Origin of the sequence: Streptomyces sp. LUP30, from assembly GCF_001746365.1 — a bacterium.
GTDB lineage: Bacteria > Actinomycetota > Actinomycetes > Streptomycetales > Streptomycetaceae > Streptomyces.
Genome location: NZ_MJAJ01000041.1, coordinates 24,542 through 48,537 on the forward strand (window position 1 = coordinate 24,542; position 23,996 = coordinate 48,537).

Annotated in this window: 24 protein-coding genes and 1 pseudogene; 13 read left to right on the plus strand and 12 right to left on the minus strand. The window is 72.0% G+C overall.

Annotated features, from left to right (window positions below):
* Window positions 1-406 precede the first annotated feature (406 nt).
* Entirely contained in the window at window positions 407-1,720 is a 1,314-nt protein-coding gene (locus BG482_RS28030) for a PHB depolymerase family esterase (protein ID WP_069771943.1), read from the plus strand.
* A gap of 201 nt (window positions 1,721-1,921) precedes the next feature.
* On the opposite strand, the gene BG482_RS28035 is transcribed toward BG482_RS28030, so the two are convergent.
* On the minus strand, window positions 1,922-3,265 hold the full coding sequence (locus tag BG482_RS28035) for an FAD-dependent oxidoreductase (protein WP_069771944.1): 1,344 nt from the start codon (window positions 3,263-3,265) through the stop codon (window positions 1,922-1,924).
* A 201-nt stretch (window positions 3,266-3,466) separates the two neighbouring features.
* Here BG482_RS28035 and BG482_RS28040 point away from each other — a divergent pair, with 201 nt between their 5' ends.
* Window positions 3,467-4,093: a DUF6214 family protein gene (locus BG482_RS28040; protein ID WP_370745897.1), complete on the plus strand. Its 627-nt coding sequence runs from the start codon at window positions 3,467-3,469 to the stop codon at window positions 4,091-4,093.
* 67 nt (window positions 4,094-4,160) lie between these two features.
* On the opposite strand, the gene BG482_RS28045 is transcribed toward BG482_RS28040, so the two are convergent.
* Window positions 4,161-4,799 carry a DUF305 domain-containing protein gene (locus BG482_RS28045; RefSeq protein WP_069771945.1) on the minus strand — a complete coding sequence of 213 codons (639 nt, stop codon included), beginning with the start codon at window positions 4,797-4,799 and terminating at the stop codon, window positions 4,161-4,163.
* Between the two features lie 202 nt (window positions 4,800-5,001).
* Here BG482_RS28045 and BG482_RS28050 point away from each other — a divergent pair, with 202 nt between their 5' ends.
* A complete protein-coding gene (locus BG482_RS28050) occupies window positions 5,002-6,504 on the plus strand; it encodes an LVIVD repeat-containing protein (protein ID WP_069771946.1) in 1,503 nt (500 codons plus the stop codon).
* Here the strand turns inward: BG482_RS28050 and BG482_RS28055 are convergent.
* The 5 genes from BG482_RS28055 to BG482_RS28075 all read right to left on the minus strand — a co-directional run bounded on the left by BG482_RS28055 (window position 6,492) and on the right by BG482_RS28075 (window position 10,881).
* Window positions 6,492-7,166: a TetR/AcrR family transcriptional regulator gene (locus tag BG482_RS28055; RefSeq protein WP_069771947.1), complete on the minus strand. Its 675-nt coding sequence runs from the start codon at window positions 7,164-7,166 to the stop codon at window positions 6,492-6,494. The genes BG482_RS28050 and BG482_RS28055 overlap by 13 nt on opposite strands.
* Window positions 7,167-7,363: 197 nt before the next feature.
* Window positions 7,364-8,053, minus strand: a complete 690-nt coding sequence (locus BG482_RS28060; protein ID WP_069771948.1) for an HAD family hydrolase — start codon at window positions 8,051-8,053, stop codon at window positions 7,364-7,366.
* 232 nt (window positions 8,054-8,285) lie between these two features.
* Window positions 8,286-8,957 carry a phosphatase PAP2 family protein gene (locus BG482_RS28065; protein ID WP_069771949.1) on the minus strand — a complete coding sequence of 224 codons (672 nt, stop codon included), beginning with the start codon at window positions 8,955-8,957 and terminating at the stop codon, window positions 8,286-8,288.
* Window positions 8,958-9,318: 361 nt separating this feature from the next.
* Window positions 9,319-10,254, minus strand: coding sequence for a M56 family metallopeptidase (locus BG482_RS28070; RefSeq protein ID WP_069771950.1), 936 nt, complete (start codon window positions 10,252-10,254; stop codon window positions 9,319-9,321).
* An 84-nt stretch (window positions 10,255-10,338) separates the two neighbouring features.
* Window positions 10,339-10,881, minus strand: coding sequence for a DUF5134 domain-containing protein (locus BG482_RS28075; RefSeq protein ID WP_069771951.1), 543 nt, complete (start codon window positions 10,879-10,881; stop codon window positions 10,339-10,341).
* A 162-nt stretch (window positions 10,882-11,043) separates the two neighbouring features.
* Here BG482_RS28075 and BG482_RS28080 point away from each other — a divergent pair, with 162 nt between their 5' ends.
* Window positions 11,044-12,756: an FUSC family protein gene (locus BG482_RS28080; RefSeq protein WP_079142237.1), complete on the plus strand. Its 1,713-nt coding sequence runs from the start codon at window positions 11,044-11,046 to the stop codon at window positions 12,754-12,756.
* Between the two features lie 206 nt (window positions 12,757-12,962).
* Window positions 12,963-13,442 (plus strand): MarR family winged helix-turn-helix transcriptional regulator, encoded by a 480-nt coding sequence (locus tag BG482_RS41540; protein ID WP_079142241.1) that lies wholly within the window; start codon window positions 12,963-12,965, stop codon window positions 13,440-13,442.
* A 30-nt stretch (window positions 13,443-13,472) separates the two neighbouring features.
* On the opposite strand, the pseudogene BG482_RS28085 reads toward BG482_RS41540, so the two are convergent.
* Both BG482_RS28085 and BG482_RS28090 read right to left on the minus strand, forming a co-directional pair.
* Window positions 13,473-14,210, minus strand: a pseudogene (locus BG482_RS28085) (VOC family protein); the annotation flags it as partial.
* 257 nt (window positions 14,211-14,467) lie between these two features.
* A complete protein-coding gene (locus tag BG482_RS28090) occupies window positions 14,468-14,866 on the minus strand; it encodes a VOC family protein (protein WP_069771952.1) in 399 nt (132 codons plus the stop codon).
* A 73-nt stretch (window positions 14,867-14,939) separates the two neighbouring features.
* Between BG482_RS28090 and BG482_RS28095 the strand changes: the two genes are divergently transcribed.
* Window positions 14,940-15,479 (plus strand): GNAT family N-acetyltransferase, encoded by a 540-nt coding sequence (locus tag BG482_RS28095; RefSeq protein WP_069771953.1) that lies wholly within the window; start codon window positions 14,940-14,942, stop codon window positions 15,477-15,479.
* Window positions 15,480-15,495: 16 nt separating this feature from the next.
* Here the strand turns inward: BG482_RS28095 and BG482_RS28100 are convergent, their stop codons facing one another.
* On the minus strand, window positions 15,496-16,179 hold the full coding sequence (locus BG482_RS28100) for a glycerophosphodiester phosphodiesterase family protein (RefSeq protein WP_069771954.1): 684 nt from the start codon (window positions 16,177-16,179) through the stop codon (window positions 15,496-15,498).
* 259 nt (window positions 16,180-16,438) lie between these two features.
* Here BG482_RS28100 and BG482_RS28105 point away from each other — a divergent pair, with 259 nt between their 5' ends.
* From BG482_RS28105 to BG482_RS28120, 4 genes are all read left to right on the plus strand, one after another.
* Window positions 16,439-17,836: a DUF6421 family protein gene (locus tag BG482_RS28105; RefSeq protein ID WP_069771955.1), complete on the plus strand. Its 1,398-nt coding sequence runs from the start codon at window positions 16,439-16,441 to the stop codon at window positions 17,834-17,836.
* Window positions 17,837-17,877: 41 nt separating this feature from the next.
* Window positions 17,878-18,624: an SDR family oxidoreductase gene (locus BG482_RS28110; protein ID WP_069771956.1), complete on the plus strand. Its 747-nt coding sequence runs from the start codon at window positions 17,878-17,880 to the stop codon at window positions 18,622-18,624.
* Window positions 18,621-19,691, plus strand: a complete 1,071-nt coding sequence (locus BG482_RS28115) for a low specificity L-threonine aldolase (RefSeq protein ID WP_069771957.1) — start codon at window positions 18,621-18,623, stop codon at window positions 19,689-19,691. The genes BG482_RS28110 and BG482_RS28115 overlap by 4 nt, the downstream gene beginning before the upstream one ends.
* A gap of 110 nt (window positions 19,692-19,801) precedes the next feature.
* On the plus strand, window positions 19,802-20,395 hold the full coding sequence (locus BG482_RS28120; protein ID WP_069771958.1) for a transglutaminase family protein: 594 nt from the start codon (window positions 19,802-19,804) through the stop codon (window positions 20,393-20,395).
* 30 nt (window positions 20,396-20,425) lie between these two features.
* Here the strand turns inward: BG482_RS28120 and BG482_RS28125 are convergent, their stop codons facing one another.
* Window positions 20,426-21,154: a 1-acyl-sn-glycerol-3-phosphate acyltransferase gene (locus BG482_RS28125; RefSeq protein ID WP_069771959.1), complete on the minus strand. Its 729-nt coding sequence runs from the start codon at window positions 21,152-21,154 to the stop codon at window positions 20,426-20,428.
* Between the two features lie 186 nt (window positions 21,155-21,340).
* The gene (locus BG482_RS28130) at window positions 21,341-21,757 is read right to left on the minus strand and encodes a DUF4395 domain-containing protein (RefSeq protein ID WP_069771960.1); all 417 of its coding nucleotides are present in this window, start codon (window positions 21,755-21,757) and stop codon (window positions 21,341-21,343) included.
* Between the two features lie 75 nt (window positions 21,758-21,832).
* Here BG482_RS28130 and BG482_RS28135 point away from each other — a divergent pair, with 75 nt between their 5' ends.
* The 3 genes from BG482_RS28135 to BG482_RS28145 all read left to right on the plus strand — a co-directional run bounded on the left by BG482_RS28135 (window position 21,833) and on the right by BG482_RS28145 (window position 23,970).
* Window positions 21,833-22,246, plus strand: coding sequence for a thioredoxin family protein (locus BG482_RS28135; RefSeq protein WP_069771961.1), 414 nt, complete (start codon window positions 21,833-21,835; stop codon window positions 22,244-22,246).
* 208 nt (window positions 22,247-22,454) lie between these two features.
* Entirely contained in the window at window positions 22,455-22,964 is a 510-nt protein-coding gene (locus BG482_RS28140; RefSeq protein ID WP_069771997.1) for a flavin reductase family protein, read from the plus strand.
* A 217-nt stretch (window positions 22,965-23,181) separates the two neighbouring features.
* Window positions 23,182-23,970: an electron transfer flavoprotein subunit beta/FixA family protein gene (locus tag BG482_RS28145; RefSeq protein WP_069771962.1), complete on the plus strand. Its 789-nt coding sequence runs from the start codon at window positions 23,182-23,184 to the stop codon at window positions 23,968-23,970.
* Window positions 23,971-23,996: the final 26 nt, after the last annotated feature.

Below are 23,996 nucleotides of genomic sequence, written 5' to 3' on the forward strand. Positions count from 1 at the left end.
CGAGCGGCTCGGTCACACTGCTGAACGGAACGTAGGGGGCAAGCGCTTTCTAGTCAACGCTTTGCGCAGAAGACATCCGGCCACCCCGGGCTACTCCAGGCCAACCGGCGGGGGAGTGGGGGCAGTTGGCGTGGGAGCGCTTCCATGGTGCGCCGCCGCGTGCCACCATGCGATGCGGACGCTTCCCTTCACGCGCCGCCTTTCACGCGTCGTCGAGTCACCGGTCACGCGCACGGAAACCCTGAAGGGTCGGCCCCGTGGATCCGGATCGCCCGGCACCGGTTTGGCCGCCGCCCGCTCACGCACCCCGTACGACACACGCATCCCCTATGACTACGCACCCCGCCGGTGCGAGCCGAGCACTCGTACGACGTCCCCCGAGCCGCCACCAGAAAGGGACTGCCCCGTGTCCGATTCCCTGGGAAGAGCGCTGCGTTGCCTGTTCGGCGCTCTGCTCCTCCTGCTCGCCGCGGCGCTGCTGACCGCGCCCTCGGCCGTCGCCCGTCCGCAGGCGGCCGCGCCGGTCCCCGCCGCCACCCTCACCGAGGTGACCGGGTTCGGAGCGAACCCCAGCAACCTGCGGATGTACGTCTACGCGCCGGCGAACGTCACCGCGCACCCGGCCGTCTTGGTGGCCGTGCACTACTGCACGGGTTCCGGACCGGCCATGTACACCAGCACCGAGTACGGGCGACTGGCCGACCGGTACGGATTCGTCGTGGTCTACCCCTCGGTCACCCGCAGCAGCAAGTGTTTCGACGTCTCTTCACCCCAGGCGCTCAAGCGCGGCGGCGGCAGCGATCCCGTCGGCATCAAGTCGATGGTCGACTGGACCGTCCGCGCGTACTCCGCCGACACCGGACGGATCTTCGTGACGGGCGTCTCCTCCGGGGCGATGATGACGAACGTCCTGCTCGGCGACTACCCCGACGTGTTCGCGGCAGGCGCCGCGTTCGCGGGCGTCCCGTTCGGCTGCTTCGCGACCACCAACGGCTCCGAGTGGAACAGCCAGTGCGCCGGCGGCACCGTGATCCACACGCCCCAGGAGTGGGGCGCCCTCGTGCGCAACGCCTACCCCGGCTACACCGGCCGCCGCCCGCGGATGCAGGTATGGCACGGCACGCAGGACGACACCCTGCGGTACCCGAACTTCGGGGAGGAGATCAAGCAGTGGACGAACGTGCAGGGCGTCAGCCAGACCCCGGCCGTCACCGACTCGCCCGTGTCCGGCTGGACCCGCACCCGCTACGGCGCCACCGGTGATCGCGCTCCCGTCGAGGCCATCAGCGTCCAGGGCGTCGGGCACGGTGTGTACAGCAACGGAATGGGCGCCCGGGTCCTCAGGTTCTTCGGCCTCGACGGCTCCGGTCCCGCGCCCGGCCCCGACCCCCAGCCGCAGCCCGGCGCCTGCCGGGTCACGGCCTCCACCAGCCCCTGGAGCACCGGCCTGACCGCATCCGTGACCCTCACCAACACCGGCGCCTCCGCGATCGACGGCTGGAAGCTGGGCTTCACACTGCCCACCGGCCAGACCATCACCAGCGGCTGGGGCGCCACGTACGCCCCGGCCTCAGGAGCGGTGACGGCGACCAACGCGGCCTACGACGGCACGCTGGCGCCCGACGCGAGCGTCAGCATCGGATACCAGGCGAACCATGCGGGCGACAGCGCGGCGCCGGGCGCGTTCACGCTCAACGGTTCAGCCTGTACGGCGAGTTGAGCCACCGTGGGCGGCCGGCGCGGCCGGCGCGGCCGCCTGCGGACCGCGCGGGCAGCGCCCCTCCCTGCGACGGGCCGCAGAACGCGGCGTGAAGGCCGGGGCGTCGACGGTACGACGCGTCGGGACCCGCCGTGCGGACCGCCGCGGTCAGGAGCGCCGGTCCGCGGGACGCGACAGGTCGCCGGCCGCGGTGACGGCGTGCTAGAGGTCGGCGGACCCGGCCGCGGCCCGCAGTGCCGCCCAGTCCGGCAGCTTCACCACGTCCCGCCCCAGCGAGACGCCCAGCGCCGCCTCGGCCCGCTCGATCGCCAGCCACCCCGTCCAACCGACGGGCTCGGCCCCCATGGCCCGCAGCGAGTCGAGCGGATCGCCGGGCAGCCGCCGCCGGGCGAGAGCGGCGGCGTCCTCCAGCAGGGCCGTCGCGGTCTCCTTCGCGCACGGCCGGTTGGTGCCGATCACACCGGTCGGTCCCCGTTTGATCCAGCCCGCCACGTACTCGCCCGGCGCGACCTCGCCCGCGCGCACCACCCGCCCCGCGAGATGCGGCACCGTGCCCCTCTCCGCGTCGAACGGCAACCCCTCCACGGGCACCCCGCGATACCCCACCGACCGCAGCACCAGCTGCGCCTCGACGTCCTCGTACCGGCCGGTGCCCGTGACGCCGCCGCGCCCGTCCGGAGCCGTGCGCTCCAGGCGCACCGCTCCCACCCGGCCTTCCGCGGCGAGCAGTCCGACGGGCCGCAGGAAGAACCGGAGCCGGATCCGCCGCCGGGCACCGCGGGCCGGCGTCGCGGCCCAGCCGCGCAGCACCTCCACGTTGCGCCGCTGCGCCGCCGGCAGCCCGGACGGATCGCCGTACGCCGGGTCGGACGCCAGCTCGGCCTCGTCGACGACCACCTCGGTGTCGGGCAGCCCGCCCAGCTCGCGCAGTTCCTTGGTGGTGAAGCGCGCCTGGGACGGGCCGCGCCGCCCCACCATGTGGATCTCGGTCACTCCGCTCGCGGACAGCGCGCTCAGCGCCGTCTGCGGCATGTCGGTGGGGCTCAGCTCGGCCGCGCCCCGGGCCAGCATCCGGGTGACGTCCACCGCGACGTTCCCGACACCCACCACGACGGCCGCGCGGACGTCCCGGACGAAACCGCCGGTGGTGGCGTCCGGGTGCGCGCTGTACCAGGACACGAAGTCCGTCGCCGACCAGCTGCCGGGCAGGTCCTCGCCGGGGACCCCGAGGCGGCGGTCCGACGCGGCGCCCATGCAGTACACCACCGCGTGGTACAGCTCGCGCAGCCGTGCCACGGGCACCCCGTCCGCGCCGACCCGCACCCCGCCGAGGAAACGCACCCGCTCGTGTTCGAAGACCGTGCGCAGGCTGTGCTGCAGCGACTTGATCTTCTCGTGGTCGGGAGCGACGCCGTAGCGCACGAGGCCGTAGGGACACGGCAGGCGGTCCAGGACGTCGACGAGCACCTCTGGATCCTGCTGGACCAGGCTTTGTGCGGTATAGACCCCACTCGGTCCTGAACCGACGACGGCGACACGCAGCACGGCGGAACTCCTTGCCCGCGGGGTACGGAGATGAGCGCTGGTGTCTCCAGCATCGCACCGGTGCCGCTCCGCTGACAGGGGGCTGTGTCCTCGCGGGGTACGCGTGTCCGTTCGTATGGAAAGTGATCATGCGGTTACGTTGCGTGTATGCCGGAAGCGTCGTTTCTTGATCTTTCTGATCGTTCCGCCGAGGACGGCACGGTGTCCGTGTGGCCGGCGTGGGAGGTCCGGGAGGGGGGAGTCGCCACTTCCTGGTTCCAGGTCCGGCTGGCCTTCGCCGACGGCGCGTGCGTAGAGCTGCTGGCGGTGGTCCGCGACGGCCGCGTCTCCGTCGAGGACGTCCGGGCTCGTCCGCCCCTGACCTTCGACGACCTGACGGTGCTCGCGGACTGGATCGCGGGGCCGCTGTTCGACAGGTGCGACGCGGGCGGCGTCCACGCCGAGGACACGCGCAGCGCACGGCACCCACGGGACGGACGGGACGGACGGGATGAACGGGATGAACGGGATGGACACGACGCACCGCACTCGTCGGACCCGGTCGGCACGGCAGGCGCGCCGGACGCACCGAGCGCGGCTGCCGACGCGGGCGGGGAGCAGGCGGGGGCGGGCAGGGCGTTCGACGGCCGACGGGGCCGCCCGGCCCGGCCGCGCGGCGTGGAGGGGCGCCGGCTCGTGGCGCAGGAGTACCGCGCCGCTCAGGAGGCGGGCGTGGACCCGGTCCTCGCGGTCATGTGCGCGACGGGACACAGTCGGCGCAGATCGCTCCGACTGATCGCGCAGGCGCGGGACGCCGGATACCTGACGCCCCGCCACGCGCGCCGCTGACCATTGCGCGCCGCTGACCGTTTCCGCGCCGTTCGCCCGGATGGGCGGCGGGCGGCGGGCGGGGAAGTCACCGCATGCCGCGCATCCGGGTGATCTCGCTCGTCTGCTGTGCGATCACGTCGTCCGCCATCTCCTCGATCTGCACGTTGTTGCCCTGCGCCTTGACGTCCGCGGCCATGGTGAGCGCGCCCTCGTGGTGGGTGATCATCAAAGTGAGGAAGAGGGCGTCGAACGTCTTGCCGCGCGCCCCGCGCAGCTCGGTCAGCTGGGCCTCGGTCGCCATCCCGGGCATGGCGGTGTGGTCGTGCCCGCCGCTCGCCGACGCCCTGCCGTGCGTCGTGAGCCAGCCCTTCATGGCCTCGATCTCCGGCCCCTGCGCCGCGGAGATGCGCAGAGCCAGCCGCTTGACGTCGCCCGAGTCGGCGCGGTCCGGGACGAGCCCGGTCATCTCCAGGGCCTGGGCGTGGTGCTGGATCATCATCCGCGCGTACGAGACGTCGGACGCGTTCGGGGTGTCGTCGTCGGTGCGCTGCTCGGCCGCTTCCTCGGGGGAAAGGGTCCGGTTCGCGTCACCCGGCCTGCCGGGCGCGATCACCGAAGGGCCGTCGGCCGCAGACGGCTTGGCGTCCGGGCCGGAGTCGCAGCCGGCGAGGGCGAGTGCCAGCAACAGCGCGGCCGAGGCGAGGGGCTTGCGGCGGACCGGCACAACTACCTCCTGGGGTAGGTGAGTTGGGATCGGCGGGTTGAGGACGGGGCCGTCCTCGCCTGGATCTGTGCACCGCTGATCGCATCACTGAACAGAAAGACTCATTACGCGTGCGTTGCCAACCCTTGATATGTGCATGATGAAGACGATACTTCGGAGCACCGTGATCCGTTCCCCGTGAACGGTGACAAGGGAGGATGCAGTGACCCTGTTGAACGATCCTCGAACACGACGCAGACGGCTGGGAGTCGCCGCCGCGTGCACCGGTCTCCTCGCCGCACTCCTGACGGCGGTCCCGGCGGCCGCGACCCCCGACCCGGGGGACGGAACCGCCGTGGAGCAGGAGGTCTCGCCCGGCGCCAGGGCCGACGCGGCCGCGGCGATCGCCGACGGCGAGATACCCGGGAAGGATGAGATCGTCCACTCCGCCAACATCGAGCACCTGGCGAACATCCCCAAGGACGCCCTGCCGGGCACCAACTCGGACCTGGCCTTCCAGGGCAGGTACGCCTTCGCCGGCAACTACGACGGCTTCCGCGTCTTCGACATCAGCAACCCGAGGTCGCCGAAGACCGTGGCCCAGGTGCTCTGCCCCGGCTCACAGAACGACGTCTCCGTATCGGGGGACCTGCTCTTCCTGTCGACCGACTCCTCGCGCAGCGACAGCAGTTGCAACAGCACCACCCAGCCGGTGACCGAGAAGTCCTCCTGGGAGGGCATGAAGGTCTTCGACATCAGCGACAAGGCGAACCCGAAGTACGTCGCCGCCGTGGAGACCGCCTGCGGCTCGCACACCCACACCCTGGTGCCCGAGCGCAAGAACGTCTACATCTACGTGTCCTCGTACTCGCCCAGCGCCGCCTACCCCGACTGCCAGCCTCCGCACGACGGCATCTCGGTCATCAAGGTGCCCCGCAAGGCGCCCGAGAAGGCGGCGGTCGTGAGCTTCCCCGTGCTGTTCCCGGGTGAGGGCCCGGACGGCGGCGGCAACCCCGGCGGGCCGACCAACCCCGGCGTGTCCAAGACCACCGGCTGCCACGACATCACCGTGCTGCCGGAGAAGGACCTGGCGGCCGGCGCCTGCATGGGCGACGGGATCCTGTTCTCCATCAAGGACCCGGAGCACCCGAAGGTCATCGACCAGGTGCAGGACAACGTCAACTTCGCGTTCTGGCACTCCGCGACCTTCAACCAGAAGGCGAACAAGGTCGTGTTCACCGACGAGCTCGGCGGCGGCGGAGCCGCCACCTGCAACGAGGCGACCGGCCCGAACCGCGGCGCCGACGGCATCTACGACATCGTCGGCAAGGGGGACCAGCGCAAACTCGTCTTCCGCGGTTACTACAAGATCCCCCGTCACCAGGCGGACACCGAGAACTGCGTCGCCCACAACGGCTCCCTGATCCCGGTGAAGGGCAAGGACCTCATGGTCCAGGCCTGGTACCAGGGCGGCGTCTCCGTATGGGACTTCACCGACTCGGCGAAGCCGAAGGAGATCGCCTACTTCGAGCGCGGCCCGCTGAACACCACGACCCTGCAGACCGGCGGCTCGTGGTCGGCGTACTACTACAACGGCTACATCTACTCCAACGACATCGCCAAGGGCTTCGACGTGCTGAAGCTCGACGACAAGCGCACGGACCCCGCGAAGCGGGTGCGTCTGCGCGAACTCAACGTCCAGACGCAGCCGGACTACTTCGGCTGATCCCCGGCCGGCAGGTCCGTCGCGAAGAAGCGCGACAGATCGGTGGCGCATCCCCCGCCGGGTGCTTCGGCGTCCGGCGGGACCCCCTGCTCCCAGTCGAGGCGATAGCGCGCGAACAGGTCGGCGCGCAGTCTGACGAGCGGCAGGGGCACGTTCGGCAGCACCATCGAGTAGACGGCGCCCATCAGTTGGGAGCGCAGCATCGGATAGTCGTGGTCGGCGTCCTGTGAGCCGTGCCGAGCCGCGGTCTCCCGCAGGAGTTCGGCCAGTCGCTGCTGCTCCGGGCACTGCAGGAAGCCCTCGGCCTGGAGCAGACCCGCCATGTGCTGACGCATCAGCACCGTGCGGTCCCGGGCCAGCCCCATGATCGCGTCGATGGCCCGCGCCATGCGCTCGCGGCCGTCCGCGGTGTGCGGCTCGCTCTCCAGCGCCTCTTCGAGCGTGCGGTGCATCAGGCGGTGCACCGCCGACTGCACCAGTTGGCGCTTGCCGGGGAAGTAGTACGACACCAGACCGCGCGCCGTGCCCGCCCGGTCCGCGATGTCGCCGAGGGTCGTGGCCTCGTATCCGCGCTCGCCCACCAGCTCCACCGCGGCCTGCAGGAGCCGTTCCCGGGAACGCCGCCGCAATTCTTCATTGACCGAGGCGCTGCGCGGGGACATTCTGTAACTCCTGCGTTGACTGGCTGCCAGCCAACTATACTCAGGAACCCCGGTCGGTTCCGAAACGGAGTCCACCGGGCTGCCGCCTGCTCTGGGCGACGCGGGGGATCGTCCAGAGTGGGCGTGCTTTTCCCGTCATGGTGTCCTGAGGCTACCGTCGCCTGGACGTACGCGGGGCGTACACGGGGCTCCTCGGCTCAGCCCACCAGCTCCAGCACCGGCCGCAGCCCGTCCGGGCGTTCCGCCGCCGGCAGATGGTCCACGAAGTGCACCGCACAGCCCAGCGCGGCCGCACCGCCGTCCGCCCACCGGTTGTCACCCACCATCAGGGTCCTGCGGGGGTCGGCCCCCAGCGCCTCGCACGCGATCGTGAACAGCCGTGCGTCCGGCTTCTGCACGCCGTGCTCGTACGACAGCGTGTACGTGTCGACGTACGCGTCGAGCCCGTGCTCCCGGAACACGGGCCGCAGATCCCAGCCGATGTTGCTGACCACGCCCACCCGCAGACCGCGCTCGCGCAACTCGCTCAGCACGGCGAGGGCGTCGGGATACGGGGACCAGGCCGCCGGGGCCATGTGCCGTTCGTACAGGGCGTCGTGCAACGCCGGGTCCGGCAACGGCACCTGCCGGCACAGACCGGTGTACGCGGCCCGGTGCAGCTCCGCACTCTCGTCCCGCACCCGCCACAGCTCGGCCAGCTCGTCAGGCACCCGGACGGGAGACGCCCCGCCCGGCAGCGCGCCGGCCGCCTCCAGGGCCCGTGCCTTCTCGGCCAGCTCCGACCCGGGCATCGCCAGGCCTGCCGCGCGCAGCACCGACCGCAGCCAGGACTCGGCGGACTCGATGCGGAAGAGGGTTCCGGAGAAGTCGAACAGCACGCTCGTCATGACAGCCATCCTATGAATCACGCCGGCCTCACCGCCCGCTGTTCCGGGCGACCGACTGCCCACCGTCGCGGACTGCGTGGGCGGTGGGGACGGAAGTTCGGGCCGGTGGCGCCGGCGCGAGCCGGTGCGTTCCGGTGGTGAACGCGCGAGCCGTTTGCTCACCGCGCTGTGACGGGGTTTCATCCGGCGGCGTGCGCCGTCGGGTTCGCCCCCTGGTGGTCCTGGCGTCCGGTCAGGGACGCCAGCGCAGGTGTGCCGCGATCGCCAGCGCCGCCAGCGCGGCTCCGAGCAGCCAGCCGGCCAGGACGTCCGAGGGCCAGTGCACCCCCAGCCAGATCCTCGTCAGTCCCACGCCCGCCACGGAGGTCACCGCCACCGTGAGCGCCGTGCGCCACACCACGGGGCCCGCGCCGTGCCGGTGGAGCAGCCACAGCAGGAGGCCGGCCACCACGGTGGCGGTCAGGGCGTGCCCGGAGGGGTATGCCGCGTAGTGCGCCGAGTCGACGGGGTCGGGCCAGACCGGACGGGCACGGCCGACCGCAGCCTTGAGCGCCTGCTGGATCAGCGTGCCCAGCGCGGCCGCGGTCACCAGCCATCCGGCGGTCCACCAGTCCGTGTGCCGCCACACCAGCCAACCGGCCACCGCCGCGCCCAGCAGGCGCACGGTCATCGGATCCCAGACCCAGTCGGTGAGGATGCGGCAGACCCGGGTGACGCCGGGACCGGCGAGGGCCCAGCGGTGGGCGGTGCGGGCGACGTCGCGGTCGGCGGAGACCAGAGGGCCCCACTCGCCCACGACCGGGACGAGGAGGAGAACGGAGCACAGGCCCAGGACCAGGGCGACGCGGGCGGCCGTGCGCTGGGCAACGGTACGGGGCGGGGACTCGACGGTCGGGCAGTGCATACGACGATCCTCGCCGACCGAGGGCTCCGGAGGCGAACCCCGGTTGCGGCGGGGCCTCTCGGGCGAGCGACCGAGCCGCCGGTCGCCGTCGGGGGACGCGGGCCCGCTCCGTCGTCCGGGCCCGCCGTCCGCCGCCCCCGGTCGAGGAAGTCGTCCAGGTCCCTGTCCGGGGATGCCCTTCGGCCCGCCGGCACGGGCGGCTCCAGTGACGTCGTCCCCGGCTGCCCCGGCCCCACGGGGCGCTCGTCCACCCCGCCGTGTCGGATGCTTCCACCGCCCGCCCGCCTTTGCCTTCGGCTCACTTGGCACACCGGTCGGCCCTCGGCCGCCGGCGGGGCCGCTCGGCCGGCCCTGCAGAAGGTCAGCCCAGCGCGCGCAGTCCCGGCACCAGTGTCACGAGCACCGGGATCACCGGAACCAGCGAGGCCGCCGCCGTCAGTCGCAGCCTGCGGGCCGCGGTGAGCCGGTCGGGTGCGGTGAGCAACCGGTCCACACGCTGCGGGAGATGGGCCCGGGGGGCGGGGGAGGGGCCGAACACGCCCCGGCCCTCGTTGAGTTCGACCAGGGCCAGCGCGGTGGTCAACCGGCCGAAGCGGCGCGAGGCCATGTCGTCGGCGGACAGTTCGACCAGCCGGTGCATCTCGCCTTGGAACGCGGTGAACACCGCAACCCGCGGGAACCCGGTGGCCAACGCCGTCGAACAGTGCAGCAGCCAGTCGTGCCGCGCCTGGGCGTGTCCCTGCTCGTGGGCGAGCACGGCATCCAGCTGACGTCCTTTCAGGCGACGCAACGTGCCGGTGCTCACGACCAGTCGGGGCGGCGAACCCGCCAGCCACCACGCCTCGGGCCGCTCGCCCTCCAAGACCAGCAGGCTTGCGGGCGTGGCCCCCTCGCCCGGCAACAGCGGCGCTCGCAGGCTGAGTTCGGCGGTCCGGGACCTGCGGCGGGTCCGGCTGCGGAGCACCTCCCGGACCAGCATCGCCCCGCTCCACAGTCCGCCGCAGGCGAGCGCCACCGCGGTCGCCGGGGCCCACGGGCCGGTCGCGCCCAGTGCGTACGCCTCCACCACAGCCCTCGGGGCCGGGGCGAAGAGCTCCCCGCGCACCGCCTGCCAGGCGGCCGCCGCGCTGAGCGTCATCGACAGCGCACAGCACAGCAGGACCGCGGCGACCGCGCACTGCCACGCCCAGAGGGCGATCACCGGTTCGCGGTCCGGCCAGTCGGCCCGGGCGATCAGCCGGGGGGCGACCACGGCGGTCAGCGCGCCGAACAGCAGCAGGACCGCGGGGACCATCATGGGCAGCACCTTATGAGCGGCGCACCGCTCGGGAGTACGACTTCCGTCGGCGAAGTGACGCAGGCCACGCCCCGGATCCCGGGATCACATCGTCAGCAGCATGGCGAGCATGCCGATGCCCATCGACAGACGACACGCCCGCGCCACTTCGGGCCGGTCGCCCCAGGCGACGGCGGCCCCGCCCGCGCCGGCGGCCGGCAGCAGCCGCACCCCCGCGAGGAGGACGTAGCCGGTGAAGTACGCCAGCAGCGCACCCGTCAGCAGCGGGACTCCCGAGCCGCCGTGTCCGTGGGCGTGAGCGGGCGTGCCGGCCATCACCGCCGACATGTACACCATCGCCCCGGCGCCCACCAGATGATGCAGATGATGTGCCCCGGCCCGAGCCGACCACAGCGCCCGCAGGGCCGCCGCGCCGAAGACCACGGCGTAAGCGGGCCACGCCCAGGCCGGTGGGGTGAACACGGCCGGCGGCACGGCCATCGCGGCCATCCCGAAGCCCATCAGCGCCTCGCCGCCCGCGGCTCTGCGCTGTTCCTCGACCCCGCTGCGCATCCGCAGCAGGCAGTAGGCCCCGGTCGCCGCGCACAGCGCGACCAGCAGCCAGCCGGGCGAAGCCGGTCCGTGCACGCGCACCTCCCCGCTCGACGTTCACCGACCGCTCGGCGTCCACCGTCGTGGGATGCGATGCCCACGCCGTGCCGCGCGCATGCGGGCGCAAGGGTGTACGCGGGGAGCATGCGACGGGACGGCTAATATTTCACGAGTAAAACACATGCTAAATTGATGCACATGAGCAGTGCGACCCCCCAGCGCCCCCGCCCCCGACACCGAGCGCGGCACCGGCCCGAACCCCGAAAGCGCCCCGCTCTCCGGCTGCCGCTCGCCGGCGTCCTGCGGCTCGGCCGCCCCTCGGACATCTGGTTCAAGCCCGCACTGAGCGTGATCGCCGCGGTCGCCCCGCCGAACCTGATCCTGCTGACCCTCGGGCGGCTGGACCTGGCCATGTACACGATGGCCGGATCCCTGTGCGCCCTCTACGCCCACAACCGCCCTTACGCGGCCCGGGCCCGTGTGCTGGCCGGGGTGGTGCTCGGCATGACCGGCGGCCTGGCCGTCGCCCTGGTCGCCGCCTCGCTCACCGCGTCCCCCGTCGCCCTGGTCACCGTCGGCGCGCTCCTGGCGGCCGCTCAGAAGGCCCTGTGCGACGCGACCCGCCTCGGGCCGCCCGCCAACGTCGTCCTCACCTTCATCAGCTCCGCCTCGCTGTTCGTGCCGCAGACCCTCGACCGGGTCCCCGGCCATCTCGGGCTGGCTCTCGCCGCGGGCGGCTGGGCCTGGCTGATCGGCATGGCGCCCGGACTGGCGCGCCCGCACGGTCCCGAGCGACGCGCCACCGCGCACGCCCTGAACGCGGCCGCCGCCCGCGTCGACGCGCATGCGGCGGGCGAAGGCGAAGGCCGGACCCGCGCCGCCGCGGCCACCGCCGTGCACGCCGCCTGGAACACCCTCCTGTCGGCCCGTGCCGGGGAGACGCGCCGAGGGCTGGAGCGGCTCGTCGTGCGGGCCGAGATCGCCCTCGCCGCCCCCGCCGACACCGATCCGGCCCGGCTGCGCGACTGGGCCCGCGATCTGCGCGGCACCGCACCCGTCCCGTGCCCCGACGACCTCGTCGACGACGACGAACTCATCGGCGTCGACGCCGAAGCCGCCGCCGACCGAACGCCGTTGAGGCGCCGTCTCGGCCCCCTCGCGCCCATCGCGGCACGCACGGCCCTGGGCTGCGCCCTCGCCGGGTACGCCTCCCTCGCCCTCGGGGTCGGCCGCCCGTACTGGGCCCTGGTCACCGCGGCGTCCCTCTACCAGGCGAACGTCACCCTCACCTGGAGCCGCGCGGTTCAGCGCGTCGTCGGCAACCTCGTCGGCGTCCTCGCCTTCGCCGTGCTGGTCCCGCTCGCCCACCTCGCGCAGGCGGCCCTCGTCCTGGTCTGTCTCGCCCTCAACTTCGGCGCGGAGGCGCTGATCAGCCGCAACTACTGGCTAGGCAGTGTCTGCGTGACCCCGATGGCGCTGCTCATCACCGAGTTCGCTCAGGTCCAGGACCCGGGCCGGCTCATCGCCGAGCGGCTCGTGGACACCCTGGTCGGCGCCGTGGTCGGTTTCGCCGCCGCGGTGGCCGTCACCAACCGCCGGGCCGGCGACCGTCTGGAGAACGCCCTGACGGCGGTCGAACGGACCCGGGAGCACGCGGCCCGCCTGACGGCGGAGCCGCATCCGGCCGTCGGAGCTTTGGACGCGGCCCGCCGCGCCCTGGCCGCCGCCCTGGTCGATCTCCGCGCCACCGCCGACGCCGCGGCCGGCGAGTGGTGGCAGCGCGCCCTGCCGCAGGAGCGGGTCGTGACGGCCGAACAGTCGGGACACCGTACGCTCGCGGCGACGGTACGGCGTCAGGGGCTGCTCCTGGACCGGGACGCGAGCGCGAGAGCGGAGGACGTACGGCGATGACGGCGACGCAGGGACGGGCAGCGGCCGGGGACGGGGCACGGAAGGGTTCCGCGGACGGCGACGGGAACGCCCCGGGCGGACGCCCCGCGACCGAGGACCCGACCGCGACCGGCGACCCCACCGGCACCACCACCCGGGACCGGGCCGATGACGGCGTCCAGGCCGAGGACGGCGACCCGGCGAGGAACGACACGGTCGCCGCCGTCGTGCGGCAGTGGCAGACCGTCCGGCCCGACCTGGACACCGGCCCCATGGAGATCATCGGCCGGGTCAACCGCTGCGCCGCCCTGCTCCAGCAGGCCGAGGACGCGCCCCTGCGGGGAGTCGGACTGAGCCGACCCGAGTTCGACCTGCTCGGCGCGCTGCGCCGCACCGGCCACGAGCTGACCCCCGGCGAGCTGGCCCGCGAGACGTTCTCCTCCGGGGCCGCCGTCACCAAACGCCTCAAGCAGCTCACCGAGCGCGGCCTCGTGGAACGCCGCGGCGACACCCGCGACCGCCGGGTCGCGCACCTCCGCCTCACGGAAGCCGGCCGGGACCTCGTCGACGGCGTCCTGCCCGAGCAGCTCGCCTACGAGAGCGCGGTCCTGTCCGCCCTGGACGACGGCAGCCAGGGTGAACTGGCGGATCTGCTGGGCGAGTTGCTCAGCCGACTGGAGGGACACATGCGGGCGCTGCGGGTCTGAGCGGCGGGCTCGTCGACGAGGGGCCGTCCCGCCGCGGACCGCGCCCGGCGGGTCCCGGAGCACGGCGATCCGCGGACCGTCCGGCACGGAGGTCGGTTCCATGAGGACGGCGCCGCCCGCCTCGACGGCCGTCCGCGTGCAGGCGTCGACGTCGGCCACCGCGAAGTACGGCAGCCAGTGCGGCGGCACCTCCGGCGGGAACTTCTCGTCCATCGTGATCATGCCGCCGAAGTCGGCGCCGCCCACGCCCCACTGCACGTAGTTCTCCGAGGAGCCGACGGTCCAGCCGAACACGGTGGTGTAGAAGGTCTCCGCCCGCTCCGGCTCACGGGTCAGCAGCTCCACCCAGCCGAGCGAGCCGGGCGCGTTGAACAGCCCGGCGCCCGGGAAGGTCCGCGCCTGCCACAGCTGGAACGCGGCGCCGGCCGGATCCAGGGCGACGACGAAACGGCCCACGTCGAAGACGTCCATCGGACCGACCAGCACCTTGCCGCCGGCCTCCGTGACCAGCCGTGCGCTCACGTCCGCGTCGGTCACCGCGAACGACACGCTCCAGGCGCACGGCTGCGCCTGCTGATACAGGGGCGTGAGCGCGGCGACGGCGGTCTCGCCGAGATGCGCGACCGTGTAGCCGCCCGCCTCCTGCCGCGGATCCGTCTGCGCGCGCCAGCCGAACAACTCCGCGTAGAACCGCTTCGCCTCCTCGAGGTCGCTGGTCCCCAGTTCGGCCCAGCAGGGCCCGCCGGGCACGGGCGCGTCGAGCTTCATGACGTTCCTTCCGACGAAGGGGACCCCTTCCAGCACGCTAAGCCTCGCCCCGGACCGAGGCATCCGCTGACCGCGACAGCCCGAGATCCCCTCGGTCGGGAAGGGCGGCAGGGGAGGGACGGCACGGGGGAGGGGCCCGGTGGCGCGGAGTCGGACCGGCGTGCGCCCGCGGAGCCGGAGACGGGATCTCCGACCCGGAGCGGCACCGATCCGCGTCCGCGGCGTCGCCCCTCGTCCGGGCCTCCCGCCGCGGTGGTTCAGATGCCCGGCCGGTACCGCATCGGATGGTCCGCGGGCACTTCCACCAGCACGATCGGGGTGCCGTCCGGGTCCGCGATCCACATCTCGACCAGCCCCCACGGCTCCTTCACCGGGGGACGGACGATCTCGACCCCCTCGGCCCGCAGCTCGTCGTGCGCGGCCGTCACGTCGTCGACCTGCAGCCACAGCCGTACCGCGGGGTCGGGCGGCATCGGCGTCCCCGAGCGGCCGGAGAGCTCCAGAAAACCGCCGCCGAGGAAATAGACGACTCCGCGTTCCGGTCCCGTGCCGAACTCGCGGAAGACGGCCAGCCCCAGCCGCTCCCCGTAGAAGGCACGGGAGCGTTCGGGATCGGTGGGGCGGAGCAAGGTCCTACTGCTGAGTACATGCACCATGCATCCTGACCCTACCGGCGCGGCGTTAGGCTCACCCGTGCCCCAGAGATGTCAGAGACCGGAGATCGCCCGCATGGACACCGCCGCCACCGACCTGACCTTCCGCGATGCCACCGCCGCCGACGTCGACGCCCTGGTCCGGCTCATCGAGTCCGCCTACCGCGGTGACTCCAGCCGGGCCGGGTGGACGACGGAAGCGGACATCCTGCAGGGGCAGCGGACCGACCCCGACGGCGTGCTCGCGGTCGTCGAGGCGCCCGACAGCAGGCTGCTCACGGTCGAGCAGGACGGCCGGATCGTCGCCTGCTGCCAGCTCGAGCACCGCGGCGACCACGCCTACTTCGGCATGTTCGCGGTCAGCCCCACGGCGCAGGGCTCCGGGCTCGGCAAGGCCGTCATGGCGCGGGCCGAGCGAGAGGCGCGCGAGGGCTGGGGCGTCGCCGAGATGCACATGACCGTGATCTCCGTTCGTGAGGACCTCATCGCCTGGTACGAGCGCCGCGGCTACCGCCGTACGGGACGGATGACCCCCTTCCCGTACGGCGACGAGCGCTTCGGCATCCCGCAGCGCGACGACCTGCAGTTCGAGCTGCTGGTCAAGGAACTCGCGTGAGCGCCGGGCCGGGTCTTCAGGCCGTGAAGCGGCCGGTGCGCCTGATCTCGGGGTAGTCGGTGGTCGCGCCGTCGAGTTCGAAGGCGCGGACGAGCCGCAGCTGGTCCTGGGTGTTGACCACCCAGCCGATGATCCGCAGGTCGCGCTTGCGGGCCTCCTCGACGATCTCCAGCGTGAGGCGCCTGAGGTTGAGGCAGAGCGTGGCGGCCCCGGCGGTCACCGCCCGGTCCACGATGTCGAGGCCGTAGCGGCTGCCGATGAGCGCGGTGCGCACCCCGGGGACCAGCCGCCCGATCTCCGCGACGGCCTCGTCGTGGAAGGAGGACACCTCCACCCGCTCCACCAGGTCCCGGGCGTGCATCACCTCGGCCAGCGCCCGTGCCGCCTGGACGTCCTTGATCTCGGCCTGCAGCGGTGAGCGCACGGCGTCCAGGACCTCCTCGAAGACCGGCACGCGCTCCCCGTGGCCCGCGTCGAGGGTCCGCAGCTCGGCGAGGGTCTGCTCGGCGATGGCCCCGGCGCCGTCGGTCGTGCGGTCCACGTCGGGGTCGTGCATGACCACGAGCGCGCCGTCCTTGCTCAGGTGCAGATCGAGTTCGATGGTGTCGAGGCCGGCCTGCTCGGCGGCGACGAAGGAACGCAGGGTGTTCTCGGGCTCGACGCCCATCACTCCGCGGTGACCGATGGTGAGGAAGTTCAAGGCGCGACTCGTTTCCGTCGACGGCTGGGCCGGGGGGAGCACGTGAGCCGACGGCCGTGGGCCGGCCAGGACATGCGTGCGTCCTCGGAGTTCCCTACCCGCCCTGCCCGCGCGGAAGCGTCGCCCTTCCGGTGTCCGGCAGGAAAAAGTGCGGTGAAGATGCGAACACGCAGGATAATTTCCCGAAGGTCCACTTGCTGGAGGAAACCTCGTATGCATACGGTGTGCTGACGCGAGGTTCTCCAGTGGAGGATGGGACATGACGGAAATTCTTGTGCAGGCAGCTACGGAGGATCGGGTTCCTCCGACGACCAGGGTGGTGGAGCACCCGGCGTGGCGCGTGCTCAAGGATGCCGTGGAAGCGATCCGGCCCTGGCAGGCCAAGGACGGATCGATCGACTTCACGGCCGAGGACGCACCGCCGCGCACGGACGCCGAGCAGGCGGTCCAGCGGGTGATCGACGCCGTCGAGGAGCTCTCCCCGCTGCTCCCGCACGACGCCGACTACCACCGTGCCCTGGCGAAGGACCTGCGGGTCTGGGCCGACGGCGGCTTCGAGGTGCCGGACTTCCTCGACTCGCTGCTGGCCTTCCAGCCCGCGGCGAACCGTGCGGACGGCCTGCAGCACCTGGTCGTCTTCGCGATGTACACGCAGAACGGCAACCCGGACCGCAACCTGGAGGCGGTCGTGCTGCGCATGGTGTGGCCGGACTGGCTGGCCGAGCTGGAGCGCACGCGCTACGACAACCCGCTGTTCTGCGGCATCACCTTCGAGGACTTCACGGCTGGCTACGACACCAACTCGGCCGTGCTCTTCCCGGAGACCATCGCCGTCCGTGAAGCGCCGGAACGTTTCTCCTGGGGTGGCATCTTCTGCGACCGTGAGGCGGCCCGCTTCCGCCGGGTCACCGACGCCGCCGTCGACGTGCTGGGCCTGGAGCTGCCCGAGGACATCGCCGCCATGGTCCACGACCAGAAGCGCTGCGAAGAGGCCTTCGTGCTCTGGGATATGATCCACGACCGCACCCACAGCCACGGCGACCTGCCCTTCGACCCGTTCATGATCAAGCAGCGCCAGCCGTTCTGGATGTACGGCCTGGAGGAGCTGCGCTGTGACCTCACCGCCTTCAAGGAGGCCGTGAAGCTGCAGGACGACGGCGTCCCGCAGGCCCGTGACGTGCAGTACGCGGTCCTCTTCGACCGCATGTTCCGCTTCCCCGTCACGGGCGAGCGCGTGCGCAACTACGACGGCCTCGGCGGCCAGCTGCTCTTCGCCTACCTGCACAAGCACGACGTCGTCCGCTGGACCGACAACAAGCTGCACATCGACTGGCAGCGCGCCCCGCAGGTCACCAACCAGCTCTGCGCCGACATCGAGCAGCTCTACCGGGACGGCATCGACCGCCCCAAGCTCGTCCACTGGTTCGCCGGCTACGAGCTGGTCTCGACCTACCTCGCGCCGCACCCGGGCTCCAAGTGGGCCAAGGGTCCCGACGCCCTGGACCTCGACCAGCCGCCCCGCAAACTCGTGGACGACGTGCTTCCGGACGAGTTTCCGCTGAGCATGTTCTTTGAGGCACTGTCCAAGAAGCTGAAGAGCGTGATCGCCTCGACCCGGGGCATCACGGCGGACAGCGCCGAGCGGATCGCCGCGTGAGCGACCTGCGTACCGAGAACACTGCTCAGGAGGCGAGGAACATGGGGAACGGGGCTCTCAGCGGTGCGGTGATCGCGGTGGCCGGCGCGGGCGGACCCGCGGGCCGGGCGGCGCTGCTCAGGCTTGCCGAGGCGGGCGCGACCGTCGTCGGCGCGGACAACGACCCGGAACGTCTGGCGGAGGCCGTCGACGCGGCCCGCTACGGGGCCGGCGGCGCCACCGTCACCGGTGAGCCCGTCGACCTGCTCGACCTGGACTCGACCCGTGACTGGGCGCTCCGTGTCGAGAAGGACTTCGGGCGCATCGACGGCGTGGTCCACCTCGTCGGCGGCTGGCGTGGCAGCGAGACCTTCATCAAGACCAGCCTGGACGACTGGGACTTCCTGGAGCTGCTGCTCATCAAGACCGTGCAGCACACCTCGCTCGCCTTCTTCGAGGGCCTCCAGCGCAGCGAGCGCGGCCGGTACGTGCTGATCAGCGCCTCCGGCGCCACGAAGCCCACCGCGGGCAACGCCGCGTACGCCGCCGCCAAGGCCGCCGCCGAGGCCTGGACCCTGGCGCTCGCCGACGCCTTCCGCAAGGCGGGGGGCGCCGACGGCCCGACCTCCGCGGCTGCGATCCTGGTGGTGAAGGCGCTGGTGCACGAGGCGATGCGCGCCGACCGCCCCAACGCGAAGTTCGCGGGTTTCACGGACGTCAAGGACCTGGCCGAGGCCATCGCCGGGGTCTGGGAGAAGCCCGCCACCGAAGTGAACGGACAGCGTCTGTGGCTCACCGAGCAGCCGTGAACCCTCCGAAGACCGACGCCCGACGCCATCACGACCCCGAGGTCCGCGGTTTCGCCAGCGACAACTACGCCGGCGTGCACCCGGAGGTCCTGGCCGCCCTGGCCGTGGCCAACGGCGGCCATCAGGTGGCGTACGGGGAGGACGACTACACCGAGAACCTCCAGGGGATCGTCCGCAGCCACTTCGGGTCGACGGCGGAGGCCTTCCCGGTCTTCAACGGCACCGGTGCGAACGTCGTCGCGCTCCAGGCGGTCACCGACCGCTGGGGCGCGGTGATCTGCGCCGAGAGCGCCCACATCAACGTGGACGAGGGCGGCGCGCCCGAGCGCATGGGCGGTCTGAAGCTGCTCACCGTCCCCACACCCGACGGCAAGCTCACGCCCGAGCTGATCGACCGGCAGGCATGGGGATGGGAGGACGAGCACCGGGCGATGCCGCAGGCCGTGTCGATCACCCAGAGCACCGAGCTGGGCACGCTCTACACGCCGGAGGAGATCCGGGCGATCTGCGACCATGCCCACGCGCGCGGTATGAAGGTCCACCTGGACGGTTCGCGGATATCCAACGCGGCGGCCTCGCTGGACGTCCCGATGCGGACGTTCACCAACGCCGTGGGCGTCGACATCCTCTCCCTCGGCGGGACGAAGAACGGCGCGCTGTTCGGCGAGGCGGTCGTCGTGATCAACCGGGACGCCGTCAGCCACATGAAGCATCTGCGCAAGCTGTCCATGCAGCTCGCCTCCAAGATGCGCTTCGTGTCGGTCCAGCTGGAGGCGCTGCTCGCCAAGGACCTGTGGCTGCGCAACGCCCGTCACGCCAACGAGATGGCCCAGCGGCTGGCGGAGGGCGTGCGCGCCGTGCACGGGGTGGAGGTCCTCTATCCGGTGCAGGCCAACGGCGTCTTCGCCCGGCTCCCGCACGACGTGAGCGAGCGCCTGCAGAAGCGTTTCCGGTTCTATTTCTGGGACGAGGCGGCGGGCGTCGTGCGCTGGATGTGCGCGTTCGACACGACCGAGGAGGACGTGGACGCGTTCGTGACGGCGGTCAAGGAGGAGATGGCGCGCTAGGCGGCGGCGACGACGCGGCGGCGGCACAGCTGGAGCAGTGACTGCATAGGTATACGGTCATCCGAAAAGTCATTGACTATCGGGTGATCGTTTTCCTATGCTCCGTGCTCATGGAGCTGATCCAGGAGAACCCCGACCTGTCCGCGTATCTGGTCGCCGACGAGGTCATCGACCATCACCGTCCGCTGGTGCGCGCCACGGCGGCGCGGCTCGCGAGGGATGCCGAGGACTCGTATGCCTATGCAAGGCTGGCGTTCGAGTACGTCCGCGACTCCGTCACCCACTCGCAGGACGCCGGCGATCCGCGCGTGACCTGGCGCGCCTCGGACGTGCTGGAGCAGGGGACGGGCATCTGTCACGCCAAGGCCCACGCCCTGGCCGCGCTGCTGCGGGCCGAGGACATCCCGACGGCCCTGTGCTACCAGCGGTTCGCGCATGACGCGGGCGACGGGTACGCCCTGCACGGACTGGTCGCGGTGCGCTTCGGCGGGGCCTGGCACCGGCAGGACCCGCGCGGCAACAAACCGGGCGTGGACGCGCGGTTCTCGCTGGACGGCGAACGCCTGGCCTTCGTGCCCGACCCCGCGGCGGGCGAGTCGGACCACCCGGTTCTGTACGCGGCGCCGCATCCGGCGGTCCTGAGCGCGCTCAAGGCCGCCCCCGACCGCCCGTCCCTGTGGCGGACGCTGCCCTCGGCGCTGTGAGCACGCGCCTCGCGGCGGCCCGGGCGGACGTCAGCGGGCCTCGGCCTCGCGTACCTGCTCCGGCGTGGGCGCGGTGCCGCCGAGGTGGGCGGGCATCCACCAGGTGTCGTTCGCGTCCTTGGGGCGCACCGGGTAGGCGCGCTGGGCAGCCTCCAGCAGCTCCTGGACCCGCTCGCGCAGCTGCCGGGTGATGGCCCCCGCGTACTTGTCGCGCGAGGCCTCCATGGCCTCGCCCACCCGGATGGTGATCGGGGTGTGGCTGCGCTTGAAGTTGCGCGGGTGACCCTTGGTCCACAGGCGCTGCGTGCCCCACAGGGCCACCGGGATCAGCGGGACGCCCGCCTCCTGGGCCATGCGGGCCGCGCCCGACTTGAAGCTCTTCAGCGTGAACGACTGCGAGATGGTGGCCTCGGGGAAGACCCCGACGATCTCGCCCGAGCGCAGCGACTCCAGCGCGTGCGCATAGGCCGTCTCGCCCTGGTTGCGGTCCACCGGGATGTGCTTCATGCCGCGCATCAGCGGACCGGAGATCCGGTGGCGGAACACGGACTCCTTCGCCATGAAACGAACGAGACGTTTCTGCGGGAGCGCGGCCAGACCGTCGAAGATGAAGTCGAGGTAGCTGATGTGATTGCTCACCAGCACGGCACCACCTGAGCGCGGGATGTTCTCCGACCCCTTGCAGTCGATCTTGAGGTCCCAGGCCTTGAACAGGGTCTGGGCTAGGCCGACGACGGGGCGGTAGACAAGCTCTGCCATGGGCGGGGCGAACCCTTCCTTCTCTTTGCCGGGGATGCCTCCCGGCGGCAAAGTTACGCAGCCGTAGGTTTACGGCATCTCGCAGATCGTGCCCGAAGAACGGCCGGGGAGCCAGCCCTGGCACCCGGCGGCGGCGAGATCCTCGTCACTTCGCCCCTTGATCCACCTTGGGCTTTTAAGTGGCCTTTACTCCACGCGAACCGCGACCCGCCGTACGAGCAGGTACATCTCGCATCCGAGGCAGTACCCGAAGGCGGCATTGAGGAACGCGGCGGCCAGTGCGGCTCCGGTCGCCGCGAGGCCGAGCCAACCGGGGCCCAGGGTCAGGCCGACGAGGCCGACGCCCGCGAACAGCAGCCCCACGGCCTGCGCGAACCGCGGCGGCTCCGGGGCCTCGAACTCGCTCGGCGGTCCGAGGCGCGGCCGTACGGCCCGGCGGAACACCCAGCCGTACGGCGAACGTCCCACGCCGCCCGCCGCACCCAGTGCGAACGCCAGCGTCTGCCAGCCCAGCAGCCAGGCGTTCCCGGTGATCAGAACGACCGCGAGCACCACGGTCGTCACGGCGGCCCCGAAGCGCGGGCCCCTCGCGTCGATGTCCATGAACCAAGCATTCCGCATGGAGAAAGATTCCCGCGGCCGGGAATCTTTGCAGTCTCGTGAACGCTGCAACAGCCGATGACCGGACTGATGGTGTGCGTGGCGGTGCTCGTGGCGGCGAGCGCCTACGGAGTGCTGCATCGGCGGCGGAGCGGGAGGGTGCGGGTGCGCGGGCGGGACGACGGCAGGCGGCTGGGAGCGGACCGGCTCGGCGGCGCACTCGGCGAACGGGCCACGCTCGTACAGTTCTCCAGCGCCTTCTGTGCGCCGTGCCGGGCCACCCGCAGGGTCCTCGGCGAGGTGGCCGGGGTGGTTCCCGGAGTCGCCCACATCGAGATCGACGCCGAGGCGCGGCTGGACCTCGTCCGGGAACTCGACATCCTCAAGACCCCCACCGTCCTGGTCCTGGACGCCGACGGACGGATCGTCCGGCGCGCAACCGGCCAGCCCCGCAAGGCCGACGTCATCGCGGCGCTGGGGGAGGCGGTGTGACCTGCGGGCGGGGAACGGTGAGGCATCTCCCAGTTGGCGGGACGGACTTGACTGCGCGTGCCGGCCGTCGTCAGCCTGACCGTATGCCTGAGGAACTCCTTCTCCACGGACGGGTCCACGTCGACCTGCTCCGTACCGCGAGCGCGCGCTGTCCGGTCCGTTGAGCGCCCACGGCCCGATCCGCAACTTCCCGCAGAAGGACGACTTGATGACGGCCACGCCCGACCTCGGTCTGCCCCGGCTCGCCTCTCCCGACCTGCTGCGCTCCGTCTTCAGGCGGCACGCGGCCGGTGTCGCCGTGATCACCGCCTCGGGCGAGAGCGGCCCGGTCGGCTTCACCGCCACCTCCCTGAGCTCCGTGTCCGCGGAGCCTCCGATGCTCTCGTTCGGCATCGGCACCGGCGCCTCCAGCTGGCCCGCGGTGTCGCGGGCGGAGTACGTGGGCGTCCACATACTCGGCGAGCACCAGCAGGCGCTGGCCGCCACCTTCGCCCGCAGCGGCGCCGACCGCTTCGGCGCGCCGACCGGGTGGCGTGAGGGGCCGCAGGGGGTCCCCGTCCTGGACGACGTGCTCGCCTGGCTGGTGTGCCGCGTCGTGGCGCGCGTGCCCGCGGGGGACCATCGCATCGTGCTGGCCGAGGTGCTCCTGGGCGACCCGGCGGGCGCGGGCCGCCCGCTCCTCTACCACCAGGGGCGTTTCACGGCGCTGCGGGATTGATCACGGAGCGGCCGTCCTGCGGGGTGGTCGGGTTCCGATTACGCTGCGTTGCACAGGTCACAGTTCAAAGCGCTTGCTTAGCGGGAACGAACTGGGTGTACTGGCGAGTAATATTTCGGTCGGAGCGCAGGCCGCCCCAACCGGGATCGGCCGCTTGAGACGCCTATGCTGCCTGGAAGAAGGCAGCCAGAACTGACGATGCAGTAGGAGAGCCGGCGTGAGCTTGAGGATCGTTGTCACTGTGAAGTACGTGCCCGACGCCACCGGCGACCGGCACTTCGCCGATGACCTGACCGTCGACCGGGACGACGTGGACGGTCTGCTCTCCGAGCTCGACGAGTACGCGGTCGAGCAGGCGCTGCAGATCTCCGAGAACTCCGACGACGACGTGGAGATCACCGTCCTGACGGTGGGCCCCGAGGACGCCAAGGACGCGCTGCGCAAGGCTCTCTCCATGGGCGCCGACAAGGCCGTCCACGTCGAGGACGACGACCTGCACGGCACCGACGTCATCGGCACCTCGCTGGTGCTGGCCAAGGCGATCGAGAAGGCCGGTTACGACCTGGTCATCTCCGGTCTGGCCTCCACCGACGGCACCATGGGCGTCGTCCCCGCCCTGCTCGCCGAGCGCCTGGGCGTCCCGCAGGTGACCCTGCTCTCCGAGGTCTCGGTCGAGGACGGCAAGGTCACCGGCCGCCGCGACGGCGACGCCGCCTCCGAGCAGCTCGAGGCCTCCCTGCCGGCCGTCGTGTCGGTCACCGACCAGTCCGGCGAGGCGCGTTACCCCTCCTTCAAGGGCATCATGGCCGCCAAGAAGAAGCCGGTGGAGTCCTGGGACCTGTCGGACCTGGACCTGGAGGCCGGCGAGGTCGGCCTCGAGGGTGCGTGGACCAAGGTCGAGTCCGCGACCGCGCGTCCCGCCCGCACCGCGGGCACGATCGTCAAGGACGAGGGCGAGGGCGGCAAGCAGCTCGCCGAGTTCCTCGCGGGCCAGAAGTTCATCTGACGGCCCCACGCCGACCGCCCCTCAAC